Source organism: Halorussus pelagicus, from assembly GCF_004087835.1.
Classification (GTDB): domain Archaea; phylum Halobacteriota; class Halobacteria; order Halobacteriales; family Haladaptataceae; genus Halorussus; species Halorussus pelagicus.
This window is the reverse complement of sequence record NZ_CP035119.1, coordinates 2510544-2527074: the sequence shown is the minus strand read 5'-3', so window position 1 is coordinate 2527074 and position 16531 is coordinate 2510544. Positions and strand designations below refer to the sequence as shown.

General features: G+C 64.7%; 17 protein-coding genes. 6 read left to right on the top strand and 11 right to left on the bottom strand.

Features of this window, described 5'->3' with window-relative positions; genetic code table 11:
- Positions 1–28: 28 nt before the first annotated feature.
- From EP007_RS12795 to EP007_RS12760, 8 genes are all read right to left on the bottom strand, one after another.
- Positions 29–490 carry a NuoI/complex I 23 kDa subunit family protein gene (locus tag EP007_RS12795; RefSeq protein WP_128478025.1) on the bottom strand — a complete coding sequence of 154 codons (462 nt, stop codon included), beginning with the start codon at positions 488–490 and terminating at the stop codon, positions 29–31.
- Positions 490–1572 carry a complex I subunit 1/NuoH family protein gene (locus EP007_RS12790; RefSeq protein WP_128478024.1) on the bottom strand — a complete coding sequence of 361 codons (1083 nt, stop codon included), beginning with the start codon at positions 1570–1572 and terminating at the stop codon, positions 490–492. The genes EP007_RS12795 and EP007_RS12790 overlap by 1 nt, the downstream gene beginning before the upstream one ends.
- A complete protein-coding gene (locus EP007_RS12785) occupies positions 1572–3248 on the bottom strand; it encodes an NADH-quinone oxidoreductase subunit D (protein WP_128478023.1) in 1677 nt (558 codons plus the stop codon). Before EP007_RS12785 ends, EP007_RS12790 begins: the two co-directional genes overlap by 1 nt.
- Entirely contained in the window at positions 3245–3949 is a 705-nt protein-coding gene (locus EP007_RS12780; protein ID WP_128478022.1) for an NADH-quinone oxidoreductase subunit B, read from the bottom strand. The genes EP007_RS12785 and EP007_RS12780 overlap by 4 nt, the downstream gene beginning before the upstream one ends.
- Entirely contained in the window at positions 3946–4356 is a 411-nt protein-coding gene (locus EP007_RS12775; protein ID WP_128478021.1) for an NADH-quinone oxidoreductase subunit A, read from the bottom strand. The genes EP007_RS12780 and EP007_RS12775 overlap by 4 nt, the downstream gene beginning before the upstream one ends.
- A 338-nt stretch (positions 4357–4694) precedes the next feature.
- Positions 4695–5336, bottom strand: a complete 642-nt coding sequence (purE, locus tag EP007_RS12770; protein WP_128478020.1) for a 5-(carboxyamino)imidazole ribonucleotide mutase — start codon at positions 5334–5336, stop codon at positions 4695–4697.
- Positions 5333–6505, bottom strand: a complete 1173-nt coding sequence (locus tag EP007_RS12765) for a 5-(carboxyamino)imidazole ribonucleotide synthase (RefSeq protein WP_128478019.1) — start codon at positions 6503–6505, stop codon at positions 5333–5335. Before EP007_RS12765 ends, purE begins: the two co-directional genes overlap by 4 nt.
- Positions 6506–6593: 88 nt before the next feature.
- The gene (locus EP007_RS12760; RefSeq protein WP_128478018.1) at positions 6594–8369 is read right to left on the bottom strand and encodes a flippase activity-associated protein Agl23; all 1776 of its coding nucleotides are present in this window, start codon (positions 8367–8369) and stop codon (positions 6594–6596) included.
- Positions 8370–8449: 80 nt separating this feature from the next.
- On the opposite strand from EP007_RS12760, the gene ribH reads away from it, so the two are divergent.
- The 3 genes from ribH (at position 8450) to EP007_RS12745 (ending at position 10985) form a co-directional block, all read left to right on the top strand.
- Positions 8450–8851 carry a 6,7-dimethyl-8-ribityllumazine synthase gene (gene ribH / locus EP007_RS12755; RefSeq protein ID WP_128478017.1) on the top strand — a complete coding sequence of 134 codons (402 nt, stop codon included), beginning with the start codon at positions 8450–8452 and terminating at the stop codon, positions 8849–8851.
- A 1-nt stretch (position 8852) separates the two neighbouring features.
- On the top strand, positions 8853–9995 hold the full coding sequence (locus EP007_RS12750; RefSeq protein WP_128478016.1) for a pyridoxal phosphate-dependent aminotransferase: 1143 nt from the start codon (positions 8853–8855) through the stop codon (positions 9993–9995).
- 84 nt (positions 9996–10079) lie between these two features.
- Complete coding sequence (locus EP007_RS12745) at positions 10080–10985, top strand: universal stress protein (protein ID WP_128478015.1); 906 nt, start codon at positions 10080–10082, stop codon at positions 10983–10985.
- Between the two features lie 33 nt (positions 10986–11018).
- On the opposite strand, the gene EP007_RS12740 is transcribed toward EP007_RS12745, so the two are convergent.
- Positions 11019–11615 (bottom strand): class I SAM-dependent methyltransferase, encoded by a 597-nt coding sequence (locus tag EP007_RS12740; protein ID WP_128478014.1) that lies wholly within the window; start codon positions 11613–11615, stop codon positions 11019–11021.
- A gap of 157 nt (positions 11616–11772) precedes the next feature.
- On the opposite strand from EP007_RS12740, the gene EP007_RS12735 reads away from it, so the two are divergent.
- A complete protein-coding gene (locus tag EP007_RS12735) occupies positions 11773–13191 on the top strand; it encodes a sugar porter family MFS transporter (protein ID WP_128478013.1) in 1419 nt (472 codons plus the stop codon).
- Between the two features lie 251 nt (positions 13192–13442).
- Here the strand turns inward: EP007_RS12735 and EP007_RS12730 are convergent, their stop codons facing one another.
- Positions 13443–14264: a nucleoside phosphorylase gene (locus tag EP007_RS12730; protein ID WP_128478012.1), complete on the bottom strand. Its 822-nt coding sequence runs from the start codon at positions 14262–14264 to the stop codon at positions 13443–13445.
- Positions 14265–14455: 191 nt separating this feature from the next.
- Between EP007_RS12730 and EP007_RS12725 the strand changes: the two genes are divergently transcribed.
- Together EP007_RS12725 and EP007_RS12720 are read left to right on the top strand one after the other, a co-directional pair.
- Positions 14456–15028, top strand: coding sequence for a hypothetical protein (locus tag EP007_RS12725; protein ID WP_128478011.1), 573 nt, complete (start codon positions 14456–14458; stop codon positions 15026–15028).
- A gap of 150 nt (positions 15029–15178) precedes the next feature.
- Positions 15179–16087, top strand: coding sequence for a DMT family transporter (locus tag EP007_RS12720; RefSeq protein WP_128478010.1), 909 nt, complete (start codon positions 15179–15181; stop codon positions 16085–16087).
- 36 nt (positions 16088–16123) lie between these two features.
- Here the strand turns inward: EP007_RS12720 and cdd are convergent, their stop codons facing one another.
- Positions 16124–16528: a cytidine deaminase gene (cdd, locus tag EP007_RS12715; RefSeq protein WP_128478595.1), complete on the bottom strand. Its 405-nt coding sequence runs from the start codon at positions 16526–16528 to the stop codon at positions 16124–16126.
- Positions 16529–16531: the final 3 nt, after the last annotated feature.

The following is a 16531-nucleotide window of genomic DNA, read 5'->3' as shown; positions in this document are numbered from 1 at the left end:
TTCGTCCTTTTAACGTTTCGAGACGGACTTACTGGTAGTCCACCTCGCCCTCGCCCTCGCCGATCCACGCGCCCCGGTCGGGTTCGCGGGATTCGAGGGGGTCCATGTCCTTGTACCACGGGACGTTCTTTAGCTGCTCTTTGTTGTACACGAGGTCGTCTTTGGTGTCGCCCGTGAACTCGAAGTTCTCGGTGAGCAGGATGGCGTCCACCGGGCAGACCTCCTCGCACAGCCGACAGTAGATGCACTGTCCGATGTGGAGGTTGTACTGCTCGCCGTTGCGCTGGTCGTCCTGAACGATCTGAATCGTGTCGTTCGGACAGACGTTCTCGCACTGGCGACACCAGATGCAGCGCTCTTGGCTGAACTTGTGGACCCCGCGGAATCGGGGGCTTACTTCGGGTGCCACGTCGGGGTACTCGACCGTGAACGTGGACCCGTCCAGTGCGTGCTTCAGCGTCGTCGCCATTGATTTGAGGACTCCGATCATTAGAGCATCACCCCAACGATGACGGCCGTCAGGACGAGGTTAACGAAGCTCAACACGAGCATACCCTTCCAGCCGATTTCGATGAGTTGGTCGATGCGGACGCGGGGAACTGCCGACCGCGCCCACTGGGTGAACAGGAAGACGGCCCATATCTTGATAATGAACCAGATGAATCCCGGCAGAATCGGCCCGGACGGACCGCCGAGGAACACCGTCGCCACGATGGCACCACCGAGGAAGATGTGGATGAACTCGCCCATGTAGAACAGGACGAAGTAAATACTGGAATACTCGGTCATGTACCCGGCGACGATTTCGGTCGGCGCTTCCGGGATGTCGAACGGGTTACGCCCGACTTCCGCGAGGTTTGCGACCATGAACAGGACGAACGCGAAGGGGTTCACGAACGCGAACCACGACGGAATCGTGACACCGGCAATCGTCACGAGCGGTTCGGCCTGCTGTGCGACGATTTCGCTCGTCTGGAGCGTCCCCGTGAACAGCACGACCGACGCCGCCGTGACGACCAGCGGAATCTCGTAAGCGATGTTCTGCGCGATGGCCCGCAGACCACCCATCAGCGAGTATTTGTTGTTCGAGGAGTAGCCCGCCATCGTCAGCGCGAGCGTGGCGATGGACGCGACCGCGAAAACGTAGGCCAACCCGGTTTCGGGGTCGGCGAGCTGAAGATTGATTCCGAAGATCGAACCCATCGGGATGACCGCGAACCCGACCAGCGCCGACCCCGCCAGCACGATTGGCGCGAGGTCGTAGGCCGGTCGGTCAGCGCCGTCCGGGATGATGAGTTCCTTCGCCATCAGCTGGACCGCCGCGGCCGGAATGATGAGGAGACCGAACGGTCCGATGCGGTCAACCGCGATGCGATCGGTGAACGCCGCGGTTATCTTCCGCTTGGCCCACGGTCCGGCGACCCCGGCGTTCGCCAGCATGATGTTTGCGATGAGGAACGCGCCAAGGAACGCCGCGATGGCCTCCTGCCAGATGGCCATCTCGGAGCCGAAAAGCACCTTCCCGATAGTCTCGGGGAGCAGGGTCGGTTCGGCCTGCAGCGGGACGAACATCAACGGTCCACCTCCCCGAGAATCACGTCGAGGCTACCCAGCGCCGCGACGAGGTCGGGCACGTACTCGCCCTCGGCCATCGCCTCCAGCGAGTGGAGGTTGTTGAAACACGGACTCCGAATCTTGAACCGGCCGGGCTTGTCGGTGCCGTCCGACCGGATGTAGATGCCGAGTTCGCCCTTCGCGCCTTCGACGGCGCGGTAGACCTCGGTGTCCGGGTCGGGCTTGAGCGTCCGGGGGACGTTCGCCTGAATGTTGCGCTCGTCCTCGGGCCAGTCTTCGAGCAGATCGACACACTGGGTGATTATCTTGGCGGACTCTTCGACCTCGCGCATCCGGACGAGCAGTCGCGCGAAGTTGTCGCCGCCGTCCTCGGTGATAACGTCCCAGTCGAGTTCGTCGTAGTAGCCGTAGGAGTCGTCGCGGCGCAGGTCGTAATCGACGCCCGATCCGCGGGCGACCGGTCCCGTACAGCCGTACTCCTTCGCGGTCTCGGCGTCGAGGACGCCGGTGCCGATGGTCCGCTTCTGGAGAATCTCGTTGCCCGTGATGAGGTCGTGGTACTCTTCGAGAGTTTCGGGGAGTTCGTCCATGAAGTCCCGAATCTGCTCGAAGAACTCCTCGCGGGGTTCGGGCAGATCCCAGACGACTCCGCCGAGCCGGAAGTAGTTGAACATCATGCGCTGGCCGGTCAAGTCCTCCAGAATGTTCTGGATTTTCTCGCGGTCGCGCATGGCGTACATGAATATGGCCGTGAAGTCGCCGTAGATGTCCAGACAGAACGTTCCGAGCGCGAGCATGTGCGACGCGATGCGACACAGCTCGGCGCTCATCGTCCGGATTATCTGGGCGTACTCGGGCACCTCGATGTCGTTCAAGTCCTCCGCCACGCGGGCGTAGGCCCACTCGTTGAGCAGGCCCGCCGAAGCGTAGTCCCACCGGTCGGGGTACGGCATAATCTGGTGGCGGTAGGTCCCGTTCTGGCACATCTGCTCCTCACAGCGGTGCAGATAGCCGATGTCGGGGTCCACGTCCACGACCTGCTCGCCGTCCAGCACCGTCTTGACGTGCAGGACGCCGTGCGTCGCGGGGTGGTGGGGACCGATGTTGAGGAACATCGTGTCCGACTCGGAGTCGGTGCCCCGCTGGTTCTCGGCGATGGGGTTGACGTGTTCCTGCAGCGTGACGATCTGGGGCTTGTCCTGATCGTAGTTGGAACTCAGCGGGTGGCCCTGCCACGTCTCGGGCAGGAGGATGCGCCGCATGTCCGGGTGGTTCTCGTAGTCGATGCCGACGAGGTCGTACGCCTCCCGTTCGTGCCACTCTGCGGTCTTGTACACCGACGCCGCCGACTCGCTGGTCGGATTCTCCGGGTCGGTGGGCACGACGACGCTGACCTCTTGGGTCGGGTCGTCGTACTTCTTGAGGTGATAGACGCTCTCGTAGCGGTCTTCGTAGTCCTGCGCGGTGACCATCGAGAGATGATCGAACCCGGCCTCCTCGCGGAGGAGTTCGAGCGTCTCCTCGACCTCGTCCGGTCGGACGACGAACCCCTCGGCATTGAGGTGGGTCTCGCGTCCGAGAACGTGCTCACCGAGCAGGGACTCGATGGCGTCGTAATCGACGCCCTCGACCTGCGGAAGGTCTCCCTCGGGTGCTTTCTCTTGGGAACTCATGGTGAATCAGCCCAGTTGTAGCGCATGACGAGGGTTTCCTCGTCGATGTCGTCTGCGAGCGTGTCGATGAGTTCGTCGCGTTCGAGGTCGCCGAACTGCTCCAACTCGTAGGGCTTGACCGTCACCGGCGAGGTCTCGCCGTTGGCGATGCGCTCTTGCATCTTCACGACGCCGTAGATGAGCGCCTCGGGGCGGGGCGGACAACCGGGGACGTGGATGTCCACCGGGATGACCTCCTCGGCACCCTTGATGACGTTGTAGCCCTCTTGGAACGGGCCGCCGGAGATGGCACACGACCCCATGTTGACGACGAACTTGGGCTCGGGCATCTGGTCGTAGACCCGCTTCATCCGGGGGGCGAACTTCGAGACGATGGTCCCCGGAACGATCATCACGTCGGCCTGTCGGGGCGACGCGCGGGGCACGCCCGACCCGAATCGGTCGAGGTCGTGCTTGACCGCGTAGGTGTGCATCATCTCGATGCTGCAGCAAGCGATACCGAACTGCAGCATGAACATCGACGAGCCCCGGACCCAGTTCATGAACTTGTCGAACTTCGTGAGGATGAACGGCGTCGAGCCGAACGCCTCCCGAAGCTTCGAGTTAAACCGGTTGTCCACGCCCGACATCCGGGCTTCGCGGGTCTTTGTCTGTGGGTCTGTACTACTGTGAATCGTGTCCCGTGGTTCGTTACTCATTATCTATCCACGCTCCGTTGCGAACGGTCGGGGTTGCGAACCCACCGTACGGCACCGTTACGCCACGCCCAGCCGAGACCGACGATGAGAATGCCGACAAACACAAGCATCGGGAACAAGGCTCCCATCAGGCCGACGCTCTCCATCGAGACCGCGTTCCTGTAGATAACCGTCCAAGGGAAGATGAGGACGGTCTCGATGTCGAAGACGACGAACAGCAACGCGACCATGTAGTACTGTATGTTGAATCGGATTCGCGTGCCGCCCGTCGGCACTTCGCCGCTCTCGTAGGTGGCGTATTTACCTTTCTCGGGCACGGTCGGCCGGAGCAGGCTGGACACCGTCATCATCCCGAACGGTATCAACAGCCCCACCAGCGCTAACGCGCCAATAGCTATCCATGGATTCATGCCGATATTCTCCTACCATCCCGAGATTATGAGCGCACCCTCATAAGCGTTGATTCTTCCGATTCGGACGAATCTGGCCGCCTCACACCCCGTTCGTCGGATTGACAGATTCTGTCGGGAAACCGGATATTTCTACTCGGAATCGGTGTTCCGAGTGGGAGCCTTCTCGGAACCGTCACAGCGCGATACCGATTCGCTGACGTTAACCCGACCACACCGCCGAAATGCCGGGCGGAACGGTCCGGACCGTCGGATACGGGGTCGGGTCGGTCGGCTCTCGACGCCGCGGCGTCGCGCCCGCACGCGAAGAAATCAAGTGGCGATTGCGTGCGAGTCGGTCACTCCTCCGATTCGCGGAACCCCGGCGTCCCCTCCTCGTGGAGTCGTCGGGATACGTCGGCGACGCCCTCCTGCAAGTCGTCGTGGTACGCGACCAGTTCCTCGCGCAACGCCTCGTGCTGGCGCGAGAGAATCTGAACCGCCGACAGCGCCGCGTTGAACGACTTGCCCGCGTCAACCGCGACAAGCGGTGCGCCTTGTGGCATCCCGACGACGGAGGGCAGAGACTTCTCTTGGACCGGGACGCCGATGACCGGAAGCGGGTAGGCCAGCGAGGCGGTCATGTTCGGCAGGTCGGCGGACTTGCCGCCAGCGCCCGCGATGATGACATCGAGACCGCGCTCCTCGGCGGTCTCGGCGTAGGCGTACATTAACTCGGGCGTCCGATGGGCCGAGACCACGTAGGTCTCGAAGGTGAACCGCGCTTCCGGCGGGTCGTCGTAGTCGGTCACTTCCTCGAAGCCGAGTTCCGTCAGCGCGTCGTAGGCTCCGGGTCGGCCGTCCGCAGACCCCGCCATCACGTCGAGGTCCGAGTCGCTCCCCATCACGATGCCGATGTCGGGCGTCTTCTCGGGGTCTCTGTCGCGCTGTGCCTCCGCTCGCAGGTCGTCGATGAGTGTCTGGAGTTTGGTCTCGCTCATTCGAAAGTCACCTCGTCGCGCAGGTCGCGCGCCGTATCGAGCAGGCGGTCGGTCGTCGTGCCCTCGCCGCTCGCATCGTTCTCCTCACGGTCGCCGACGACCGTGAAGTGGCCCATCTTCCGCAGGGGGTAGACCTCGTGTTTGCCGTACCAGTGGAGACTCGCGCCCGGATGGCGCAAAATCGCGTCGTCGCCCGACCAGTCGGCGGGTCTGCGCTCGTCGCCCCCACCGAGCAGGTTCGCCGACACCGTGGGACTCCGGAGGTCGGTCGCGCCGAGCGGTCGCCCCGTCACGGCGCGGACGTGCTGTTCGAACTGGGAGGTCAGCGCGCCCTCGATAGTGTAGTGGCCCGAGTTGTGGGGCCGCGGGGCGATTTCGTTGACCAGAATCTCACCCTCGCTCGTCTCGAACAGCTCGATGCCGTAGACGCCCCGTCCCGACAGCATCGCCAGCACGTCCTCGGCCACCTCGCGGGCGCGCTCGGCGACGGTCTCGCTCGTCCGGGCGGGAACGACCGTCTCGCGCAGAATCTCCTCGCGGTGGACGTTCTCGCCCAGCGGGAAGGCGGCCGTCTCGCCGTCCGCGCCCTTCACGCCGATGACCGAGACCTCGCGCTCGAAGTCCACGAACTCCTCGACCACCGCGCCGCCGGAGACCGCATCGAGCGCGTCGTCTGCCTCGCTCGGGTCGGTTATCGGGACGTTACCTCGGCCGTCGTAACCGCCCTCGCGGGCCTTGAGCATGACGGGGTAGCCGAACTGCTCGACGGCGGCGTCCAACTCCTCGCGGTCGCCGACTCGCCGGAACTCGGGCACCGGAACCCCGGCGTCCCGCAGGGCCTCGTTTTGCACCAACTTGTCCTGAATCGTCCGGAGCGTCTCGGGGTCGGGGTTGACGGGCACGTCGTACTCGTCTTCGACCGCCGCGAGCAGGTCCGGGTCGGCCAACTCGATTTCGTAGGTCACGTAGTCCGCGCGCGCGGCCAACTCTCGGACGCCCTCTTCGTCGTCGAACTCGCCGACGATTTGGTCGCGGGCGACCGGCGAGGCCGGGCACTCGGGCGTGGGGTCGAGGACGACCACCTCGACTCCGAGCGGCGCGGCCGCCTCCGCCAGCATCCGACCGAGCTGTCCCCCGCCGACGACGCCGAGCGTCTCTGTGTCGGTCATTCGGTCGAAGATTGTAGACGCCCCTGCATAAGATTTGCCAACTCGGACAGCAGATGTTCAAGAATGTGGATATAATCGGCGGTGGCGTTCAACTAACCGCGCCTCGCTGCGCTCGCTGTTCCGGCGGCAGGGCGTCCTCGTCCACGAAGAAGACCGTCTCGCTCCCCCAGAGGGTCAGTCCCTCCTCGAAGGCCCGGTAGCCGTCGAGTTGCTGGGCGACCACGTCGCGGTCACCAGCGCGTGCGACGACGACCGGCGGCGGATTCGACCCGACCGCCTGCACGTCGTCCGTACTGTCTACCTCCGCGCCGTACATTTCGGTGTACCACGGAATCGGCAGGCGGTCGTACCACCCGCCGCCCGCGGCCCATCGGTCGTTCTCGGACTCGTCAGCGACGTAGAAGTCCGACCCGTAGTACAGCACGTCGGTGCCGTCGTTGTTAGTCACGGCGTAGCGCACCCGTTGGAGCGTCGGCTGGATTCCCTCCGCGGGTTGGCCGTACTGGACGAGCGCGTTCCGTTCGGACGCGCCCTCGTCGAGATACTGGTCGGCCGGATGCATATAGGTCGTGCTGGCCGCGGTGGCCGCCACCTGTCCGGCGACCAGCAACACGAGCAGGGCCGCGAGCGTCGCGCTCACGGCGTCTCCATCGGTCACGGACTCGCTTCCCCACCGGACGAGGATGGCGAGACCGACGCCAGCGGGAATCGCCAGCGGAACGACCGCGTGGATGACTTCCCACGGGAAGGCGTTCTCCACGATGACGGGGTAGCCGATGATGCTGACGAACCCCCAGTAGAAGGTGAACGCTACGAGGTCGCGCGGTTTGTCGCCGACGTAGCGGTCGGTCAGGAAGCCGACCCCCGCCAGCACGAGGAGCGCGAGCGAACTCCGCCGGAGGACCCCTCCCAGCGACTCGAACGTGTCGAGATACGACTTCTGGTTGCCCTCTCCCCACTTCCCCATGAACGACTCCCACGACCCGACCGTCGCTTCCTCTATTACCGCGGGGAACATGCCGGGGTTCGAGAATGCCTTCCAGAGACCGGGTTCGGGGATGCCCCGCGACCGCGGCGCGTAGAAGAAGACGACGACGGCGAAGAAAAACAGGAGGCCGAACACGAGGTGGAGTCCCCAGCGACCGTGCCAGAGCGCGGTCCACGTCTCGCGGGCCTGTTCGCGCAGGAACTGCTTGCGGTCGTCGGTCCCCGCGACGAGTTGCAATCGGTGGTCCAACAGCAGGACCGCCGCGCCCGCCCACGTCACGACGTAGACCAGCACGTTCTCCTTGGTCGTGAACGCCAGCGCGAGCATCAGCGTCCCGGCGTAGAGGTATCGCGGTTTGCGGGTGTCGAACAGGCGGACGTAGAACGCCAGCGCGTACACCATGAACGCCGCCAGAAGCACGTCGTTGCGCATGAACCGCGAGTAGTAGAGGACGATGGGGTTGGCCGCGAAGAAGAGACCGACAGTGACCATCTCGACGCGGTTGAGTCGCTCGCGGAACAGCCACGCGGTCAGCGGGAGCAGGCCCGAGACCACCGCGACCGGGGCGCGCGCCACGAAGTCGCTCGCGCCGAAGAGCTGAAACAGATACTTGTTGACGTGATAGACGAACGGCCCGTGAATGACGGCGTGGTACTCCCAGATGCCGTTCTCGGCGTAGCGCAGAATCCAGTAGCCGACCCGCGCCTCGTCCCAGTGGAACGCCCGTGACCCGAGCGCGAAGAACCGGAGCGACAGCGACAGCGCCGTCACCGCCAGCACGGCGACGGCGGTGCGCGCGCCAATCGCCCGGCCGAACGCGGTCGCGGACTCGCGGGACCACCGCCGAGCGTTGGCGGACTTCTCGTCTGCGGTCATCGTTTTCCGAAACCATCCCGAGGGATACAAGTTTTCCGGAGAACGGTAGTTCTTTTACTCGCCCAAACCTTCATCACGATATGGTTTCGCTCGGTCTCGTCGTCTCGCGGTTCAACCGCGAGGTAACCGACCAGATGGAAGAACACGCCCACGAGGCCGCCGCCGACCGCGGTGTCGAAGTGGTCGAAACGCTCCGCGTCCCCGGCGCGTACGATTCGCCGCTCGCGGCCGACCGCTTGGCCCGGCGCGACGAAATCGACGCCGTGGCCGTGGTCGGGACGATAGTGACCGGCGACACCGACCACGACCGAGTCATCGCCGACGCGACCGCTCAAGGCCTGACCGACGTAAGCCTCGACCGCGACACGCCCGTCACCTTCGGCGTGAGCGGACCGGGGATGTCCGGTGCTGAGGCCCGCGAGCGCGCGGACAAGGGTAGCGAGGCGGTAGCGGCAGCAATCGAACTTGCGGAGGAACTCTAACATGCATTTCTCAGACAGAATCCAACGAGTCGAACCGAGCGCGACGCTCGCCATCAGCAACCTCGCGTCCGAACTAGAAGCCGAGGGCGCGGACGTGGTAGACCTGAGCGTCGGCGAACCCGACTTTCCGACGCCCGAGAACATCGTCTCGGCTGGGCAGGAAGCGATGGACGCGGGCCACACGGGCTACACCTCCTCGAACGGTATCGCCGAACTCCGCGAAGTCGTCGCCGAGAAGTTGCGCGACGACGGTCTCGACCACGAGGCTGAGAACGTCATCGTGACGCCGGGCGCGAAGCAGGCGCTCTACGAGGCCGTCCAGACGCTCGTGGACGACGGCGACGAGGTCGTCCTGCTCGACCCCGCGTGGGTCTCCTACGAGGCGATGGTCAAACTCGCGGGCGGAGACTTGAACCGCGTGGATCTCGCGCCCCACGACTTCCAACTCGAACCCGCGCTGGACGAACTCGGCGACGCGATGTCCGACGAGACCGAACTGCTGGTCGTCAACTCCCCGAACAACCCCACGGGCGCAGTCTACTCCGACGACGCGCTCGCGGGCGTCCGCGACCTCGCGGTCGAACACGACGTGACCGTCATCAGCGACGAAATCTATGGGGAGATAACCTACGGACCGGACCCGACCAGTCTCGGCACGTTCGAGGGGATGGCCGACCGGACCGTCACTGTCAACGGCTTCTCGAAGGCCTACTCGATGACGGGGTGGCGACTCGGCTACTTCGCGGGTCCCGAGGAACTGATTTCGCAGGCCGGAAAGCTTCACTCCCACTCAGTGTCCTGTGCGACCAACTTCGTCCAGCACGCGGGCGTCGAAGCCCTCGAAAACACCGACGAGGCGATAGACGAGATGGTCGAGGCCTTCGCCGAGCGCCGCGAGTTCCTGCTCGACAGACTCGACGCGGAGGGCGTCGCTGCTCCCGAACCTGACGGCGCGTTCTACCTGATGATGGAGGTCGCCGAGGACGACCAGACGTGGTGCGAGGACGCCTTAGAACAGGCTCACGTCGCCACCGTGCCGGGGAGCGCGTTCGGCGCGCCGGGGTATGCCCGCATCTCCTACGCCAACAGTAAGGAGCGCATCGGTGAGGCCGTGGACAGACTCGTGGACGCCGACCTGCTGTAGACTGACCCTTTTTCACGATTCTCGCCCGCCGAGAACCTCCCAATCCTCTTAAGAGTCAGTCCGTCGTAGCTACCGGTACTCATCATGTACGACACCGTAGTTGTCCCCACCGACGGGAGCGACCACGCCGAGCGCGCCGCCGAACACGCCTTCGACCTCGCGCGGCGCTTCGACGCTGCGGTCCACCTCGTCAACGTCGTGGACGTACAGAGCGAGGGCGGTCTCTTCAGCGCGGGTGGCGTTGACGAAGCGTTCATCGAGCAACTCGAAGACCGCGCCCGTGAGACGATTTCGGACCTCGAAGCGCTCGCCGACTCGGACGACGACGTTCGCACGGCAGTCGTCCACGGCAAGCCCTCGGAGGGCATCCTCGACTACGCCGAGGAGTCGAACGCCGACCTCGTGTTTATGGGAACGCACGGCCGGACCGGACTGAACCGATACGTCACCGGGAGCGTGACCGAGCGCGTCCTCCGTCTCGCGGACGTGCCCGTGTTCACGGTTCAGGCGACCGACCGGAGCGTCGCGGACGGCTACGACGACGTGTTGATTCCGACCGATGGCAGCGACTGCGCCGACGTTGCGGTCGAACACGGTCTCGCCGTCGCCGAACGGTACGACGCGACCGTCCACGCGGTCAGCGTCGTGGACATCCGAATCGCGGTCGGCACGTCGGGCGACCCGTCCGACGCGATGGGCGAGACCCAGATACTGGACGAACTCGAAGCGCAGGCCCAAGACGCCGCCGATGGAGTCGCCGAGCGCGCCCGCGAGGCGGGACTGGACGCCGTAACCGCGGTCGAGAAGGGGGTTCCTGCGAGGGGACTGCTCGACTACGCGGACGACAGCGAGGTAGACTTACTCACGATGGGCACGCACGGCAGGACCGGAATCGACCGCTACTTCCTCGGCAGTACGACAGCGAAAGTCGTCCGAACCTCCGAAGTACCCGTGCTGTCGGTTCGCGCGCCGCGCGCAGACGAGAAGTAAGGCAAGCGCCGAAAACGGAACGGGGTCGCCGACCTACGCTCGCCCGAACAACTGAATCCACTCGCCGTCCGACACCGATTCGACCGCGAACCCGGCGTCAGCGACCAGTTCGCGCAGTTCGTCGGCCCGGTAGAGCGTGAACTGTCGGTGGTCCTCGTCGTAGGTGTCGCCGACCGTCTCGCCGTCGCCCCGAGCGACCGAGAGACAGAGAACGCCCTCGGGTCGAAGCGCGCGCCGGAACTCCCGAAGAGTGTTGGGAGCGTCCGCGCGGGGGACGTGGAGGAACGACGCGCAGGCCCAGAGTCCGTCCAGCGAGTCGGCGGCGAACCCGAGGTTGCGCATGTCCATACGGGCGAACGACGCGCTGGGCGCTCGGGCGTTGGCCGCCCGGAGAAACGCGGGCGTGAGGTCCGCGCCGACGACTTCGTGGCCGCGCTCGGCGAAGGTGGCTGACTCCCAACCGGGACCACAGCCCACGTCGGCGATTCGGGCCGACTCGCGGCCGGTCGCGGGTTCGAGCGCGTCGAGGAACTGCTCGACCAGTTCGCGGACTACCGACCGGTCGCCGTGGCGCTCTCGGTACTCGTCGGCGACCGACTGGTAGGTCGAAATCGTCTCGGGGTCGGTCATCGCCCGGCAGTTCGCCGTCGGTTCGTATCAATCTGGCCACTTGTCTGCCCCACTTCTCGGACAAAATTCATAATTGTAGAATATTAACTACACTCGTAGTAAGTTTTCAAAACTTTCCTTACCCGCCGCCGAGAACACGCCGAATTGAAACTCCTTCATGTCCACGATAGATACGGAGGGTGTCGGCGCTGGCCGTAACAGGTTCATCTACGTCGCCGCCGCGTTAGCCGCCCTCAACGGACTGTTGTTCGGGTTCGACACGGGCATCATCTCGGGTGCCTTCCTGTACATCAAACAGACGTTCACGATGTCGCCGCTCGTCCGGGGCATCGTGGTCAGCGGTGCGATGGCGGGCGCTGCGGTGGGGGCCGCGCTGGGCGGGAAACTCGCCGACCGCATCGGTCGCCGACGGCTCATCCTGCTCGGCGCGGTCGTCTTCTTCATCGGGTCGGGGACGATGGCGCTCGCGCCGAACGTTCCGATACTGGTGCTGGGCCGACTCATCGACGGGGTCGCCATCGGCTTCGCGTCCATCGTCGGGCCGCTGTACATCTCGGAGATAGCGCCGCCGAAGATTCGGGGCGCGCTCACCTCGCTCAACCAACTCATGGTCACGGTCGGCATCCTCTCGTCGTACTTCGTCAACTACGCCTTCGCCGACGCGGGCGCGTGGCGCTGGATGCTCGGGGCCGGGATGGTTCCGGCGGTCATCCTCGCGGTCGGCATGCTGAAGATGCCCGAGAGTCCGCGCTGGCTCTTCGAACACGGCCGCCGAGAGGAGGCCCGCGAAGTCCTCGAACGCACCCGCGAGGGCGGCGTCGAAGCGGAGCTGGCGGAAATCGAGGAGACCGTCGAGGAGCAGTCGGGCACCGGACTCGGCGACCTGATTCAGCCGTGGCTCCGCCCGGCGCTGGTCGTCGGTCTGGGACTCGCGGTGTTCCAGCAGGTCACGGGTATCAACGCGGTGATGTACTACGCACCGACCGTCCTCGAATCGACCGGCTTCGGGAGTACGACCTCGATTCTGGCGACGGTCGGCATCGGCGTCATCAACGTCGTGATGACCGTCGTCGCAATCGCGCTCATCGACCGCGTCGGGCGGCGCGCGCTGTTGCTCGTCGGCGTCGGCGGGATGGTGCTGACGCTGGGCATCCTCGGCGCGGTGTTCTACATGCCGGGGTTCTCGGGCGTGCTCGGGTGGTTCGCCACCGGGAGCCTGATGCTGTACGTCGCCTTCTTCGCCATCGGTCTCGGACCGGTGTTCTGGCTCATTATCTCCGAGATTTACCCGCTGTCGGTCCGCGGGACCGCGATGGGAGCCGTCACCGTGGCCAACTGGGGCGCGAACCTGCTGGTCTCGCTGACGTTCCCGATGCTGACCGCAAACGTCGGCACCTCCTCGACGTTCTGGCTGTTCGGCGGACTCAGCGCAATCGCGCTGGTGTTCACCTACTACGTTGTTCCCGAGACCAAGGGCCGCTCGCTGGAAGAAATCGAGGCCGACCTCCGCGAGAACGTCGGCACCGCGTCGGCCGGTGGGTCGTCGGGTGAGTCGCCGGACATCGGCGACGACTGAGAGTAGCTACTCCAGACACAGACCGGGATGCCACCGCTCGACGCCCGCCTCTGCCTTCACTTCGTCCGATCCCACCTTTTTACTTCGTTGGGTGTCCTCACGCCCTCGCTTCGCTCGGGCGTTGCGGGCACCACGCCTCGTAAAAACGTGGATGAAAAACGGGACGCTCGCTCCCACCGGTCGCTCGCGTCTCGCAGTTTGGTGGTGCGCTCACTCGCTTCGCTCGTTCGCTGAAACGAATTGTCGAACGTTCAGTCGAGACTCAGACCGGGATGCCACCGCTCGACGCCCGCCTCTGCCTTCACTTCGTCCATCTGCGCCAGAAGCTTCACCGCGAGGCTTGCGGTCTCCGCGGCGCGGTTCTCGCCCTCAGTCAGGAACTCGCCAGTCTCGCGGTTGGCGAACACCGAGCAGACCGCGCCCGCTCGGAGTCCGTAGATGTTGGCGAGCGTCATGATGGCGCTGGCCTCCATCTCGATGTTCTTGACGTTCGCCTCCTTCAGATTCTCGACGAGTTCGTCGCTCCCGGCGGCCTCGAAACCCTCGAAACCGGGGCGGCCCTGCCCGGCGTAGAAGCTGTCGGCGCTCATCGTGACGCCGGTGTGGTAGTCGTAGCCGAGTCGCTCGGCGGCCGCGACGAGCGCGGAGACGACCTCGTAGTCGGCGACGGCGGGGTAGTCCTCGCGGACATAGGCGTCGCTGGTCCCCTCTTGGCGGACGCCGCCAGTCGAGATGACCAAATCGCCGACGTCCATCTCGGGCTGGATGGCACCGCAGGAGCCGACTCGGATAAAGGTGTCAGCGCCGATTCGGGCCAACTCCTCGACGGCGATTGCGGCGGAGGGACTTCCAATGCCCGTCGAGGTGACGCTGATGGGCGCACCCTCGTAGTCGCCGGTGACGGTCCGGTACTCGCGGTGGCTGGCCATCTCGTCGGCCGAGTCCCAGAACTGGGTTATCTTCTCGATGCGCTCGGGGTTGCCGGGCAAGAGAACGGCGTCGGCCACGTCGCCCTCGCCGACCTCGATGTGGTACTGCACGTCGTCGTTCGGGTCTTCGCTGTCGCCGGTCATACCCGCTCAGGTTGCTCCCCCGAATAAAAAGTCCTTCGCGTTCACTCCGGGGGTCGTCGTTTTGCCGCCGCGTACCCGTGCGTGTCTCGCTTCCGGCCAACGTTTCCCCCTGTGCTCCACATGTATTGATTTATTCTTATGTTTATTTTATTCATAAAAATACAATATTTGTGGATATAAATATTGAGGTGATGATTGGAGAAAGAAACGTTTCGCGTCGGTCGTTCGTCAAGAAGAGTGTCGTCGCTACCGGACTCACCGGTGGCGTCCTCGGAAGCACCCAGTCGGTCGCCGCCGATTCCCCGCAGACCCTCTTCATCGAGGGGCAAGGCGACTACATCGCGGTGGTCAACGACCCGAACGCCACCGGACGGAATCTAGAATCCGGCGACTCCATCAGAAGCGACGACGACAAGACGATTGTCGAGGGGTCGGTCAACGGCGACGTGGATAAAATCGACTTCGATGGGTGGGTCACGACCCTCAATCTCGACGGCAATCTAGACGCCATCGTAGATGGAACCGACGACGCACCGAACGGTGACCTCGTCGTCGAAGGGTCGAATTCGTCCTACGCGTTCATCGTCGGCTACAGCGCCGAGAAGACCAGCGACTGTGAGTCTACCGAGTCGGTGAGCAACGACGCCAACGTCGCCGGAAAGCTCGATTTCAGTGACACAGACACGTTCAGCGTCATCGGCGCTCTCGAAGACGCCTCGACGTTCTCCAGCGACGCCAACGTGACCTTCCGGTACAAGGATTAATCCGCGTCGGTCGAATCGCGGCCGTCGGGCCGTCAGCGGTCACGGCCGACGGCGCGCGTGAACCGTTTCTTGAACTCTTTTTGTCGCCAAAATCGCGGTCGAACTGCCGGAAGCGAGAGATTTTTCTCCGGTGCGCGCCGAGCGAATTGCGTGTCGCGCTATCGAGATGCCCTACTGTTCGTCTTCCTCGCAGTCGCGTGGGGCGGGTCGTTCGTCGCCATCGAAATCGGATTGGATTCGCTCCCGCCGCTGTTGTTCGCGGCGCTCCGGTACGACATCGGCGCGATCATTCTCGTCGTCTACGCCGCACTCGCCTGCGACCGATGGGTGCCCCGGACCCGCGACGACTACCTCGCAGTCCTCGTCGTCGGCGTGTTCCTCATCACCGCAGCGAACGGACTACTCTTCGTCGGCCAGCAGTACACGACCGGCGGCGTCGCCGCGATTCTCTACAGCCTGAACCCCGTGCTGACGACGGGGTTCGCTCGGAGTCTACTCCCCGACGACACACTGTCGCCGGTCGGACTGCTCGGCCTGCTCGTCGGACTCGCGGGCGTCGCGCTGGTCGTGCGACCCGATCCCGCGAACCTGCTCGCGGGCGTGACTGGGAAACTGCTGGTCGTCGGGTCCGCGACCAGCGTCGCGCTCGGGAGCGTTCTCCTCCGGCGGCGCAGCCCCAGTATGGACAGCACCGCGACGACCGCGTGGGGAATGTTCGTCGGCGCGCTGTTGATGCACGCGGCGAGTCTCGCCTCGGGCGAGACGCCGCGAGTCGCCGACGCGCTCGCTCCGCAGGTCGCGGTCCCGCTGGCCTACCTCGCGGTGGTGGCCACCGCGGGAGCCTACGCCGCCTACTTCGGACTGCTGGAGCGTCACAGTCCGGTGCAGGTAAACCTCGTCTCCTACCTCGTGCCGATGGTGACGGCGGTGGCCGGGTGGGTCCTGCTCGGCGAGACGCTGACCGCGACGACGATGGGCGGCTTTCTGGTCATTCTCGCCGGGTTCTCGCTGGTGAAACGCGACGCGCTGGTCGCGTTCGCGGGTCGGCAGTTGGCCTAACCACCGGCGATAGAGAAGAATTGAACGACCCTCGCGCTACTCCAACATCTCCTCGGTAATCGTGTCCGGCAGGAGTTCGCCGAGCGTGTACTCGGTCACTTCGTCGCTCCCGTCGTCCCCCTGCCCCGCGTCGCAGACAATCGGCAGGTCGTCCTCGCAGAACTCCGCGAGCGTCTGGCGACACATCCCGCAGGGGGTGACGCCGTCACGAGCGCCGGAGCTAACCACCAGCGCGTCGAACTCGCGGTGGCCCTCCTTGACGGCCTCGGCGATGGCGACCTCCTCGGCGTGGAGGCTGTTGCTGTAGTTGGCGTTCTCGATGTTACAGCCAACGTAGACGCTTCCGTCGGCGGTCTGGAGCGCCGCGCCGACCGTATAGTCCGAGTAGGGGACGTGGGCCTGCTCCTGCACGTCGCGGGCGGCCTCGATGAGTTCGTCCATGAT

Coding starts and splice junctions, on each gene's coding strand:
- EP007_RS12790 (WP_128478024.1), bottom strand. CDS start 1,572: ATGTTCGTCCCGCTGCAGGCCGAACCGACCCTGCTCCCCGAGACTATC.
- EP007_RS12745 (WP_128478015.1), top strand. CDS start 10,080: ATGTACGACACCGTAGTTGTCCCCACCGACGGGAGCGACCACGCCGAG.
- EP007_RS12760 (WP_128478018.1), bottom strand. CDS start 8,369: ATGACCGCAGACGAGAAGTCCGCCAACGCTCGGCGGTGGTCCCGCGAG.
- EP007_RS12775 (WP_128478021.1), bottom strand. CDS start 4,356: ATGAATCCATGGATAGCTATTGGCGCGTTAGCGCTGGTGGGGCTGTTG.
- cdd (WP_128478595.1), bottom strand. CDS start 16,528: ATGGACGAACTCATCGAGGCCGCCCGCGACGTGCAGGAGCAGGCCCAC.
- ribH (WP_128478017.1), top strand. CDS start 8,450: ATGGTTTCGCTCGGTCTCGTCGTCTCGCGGTTCAACCGCGAGGTAACC.
- purE (WP_128478020.1), bottom strand. CDS start 5,336: ATGAGCGAGACCAAACTCCAGACACTCATCGACGACCTGCGAGCGGAG.
- EP007_RS12785 (WP_128478023.1), bottom strand. CDS start 3,248: ATGAGTTCCCAAGAGAAAGCACCCGAGGGAGACCTTCCGCAGGTCGAG.
- EP007_RS12730 (WP_128478012.1), bottom strand. CDS start 14,264: ATGACCGGCGACAGCGAAGACCCGAACGACGACGTGCAGTACCACATC.
- EP007_RS12725 (WP_128478011.1), top strand. CDS start 14,456: ATGATTGGAGAAAGAAACGTTTCGCGTCGGTCGTTCGTCAAGAAGAGT.
- EP007_RS12795 (WP_128478025.1), bottom strand. CDS start 490: ATGATCGGAGTCCTCAAATCAATGGCGACGACGCTGAAGCACGCACTG.
- EP007_RS12750 (WP_128478016.1), top strand. CDS start 8,853: ATGCATTTCTCAGACAGAATCCAACGAGTCGAACCGAGCGCGACGCTC.
- EP007_RS12740 (WP_128478014.1), bottom strand. CDS start 11,615: ATGACCGACCCCGAGACGATTTCGACCTACCAGTCGGTCGCCGACGAG.
- EP007_RS12735 (WP_128478013.1), top strand. CDS start 11,773: ATGTCCACGATAGATACGGAGGGTGTCGGCGCTGGCCGTAACAGGTTC.
- EP007_RS12765 (WP_128478019.1), bottom strand. CDS start 6,505: ATGACCGACACAGAGACGCTCGGCGTCGTCGGCGGGGGACAGCTCGGT.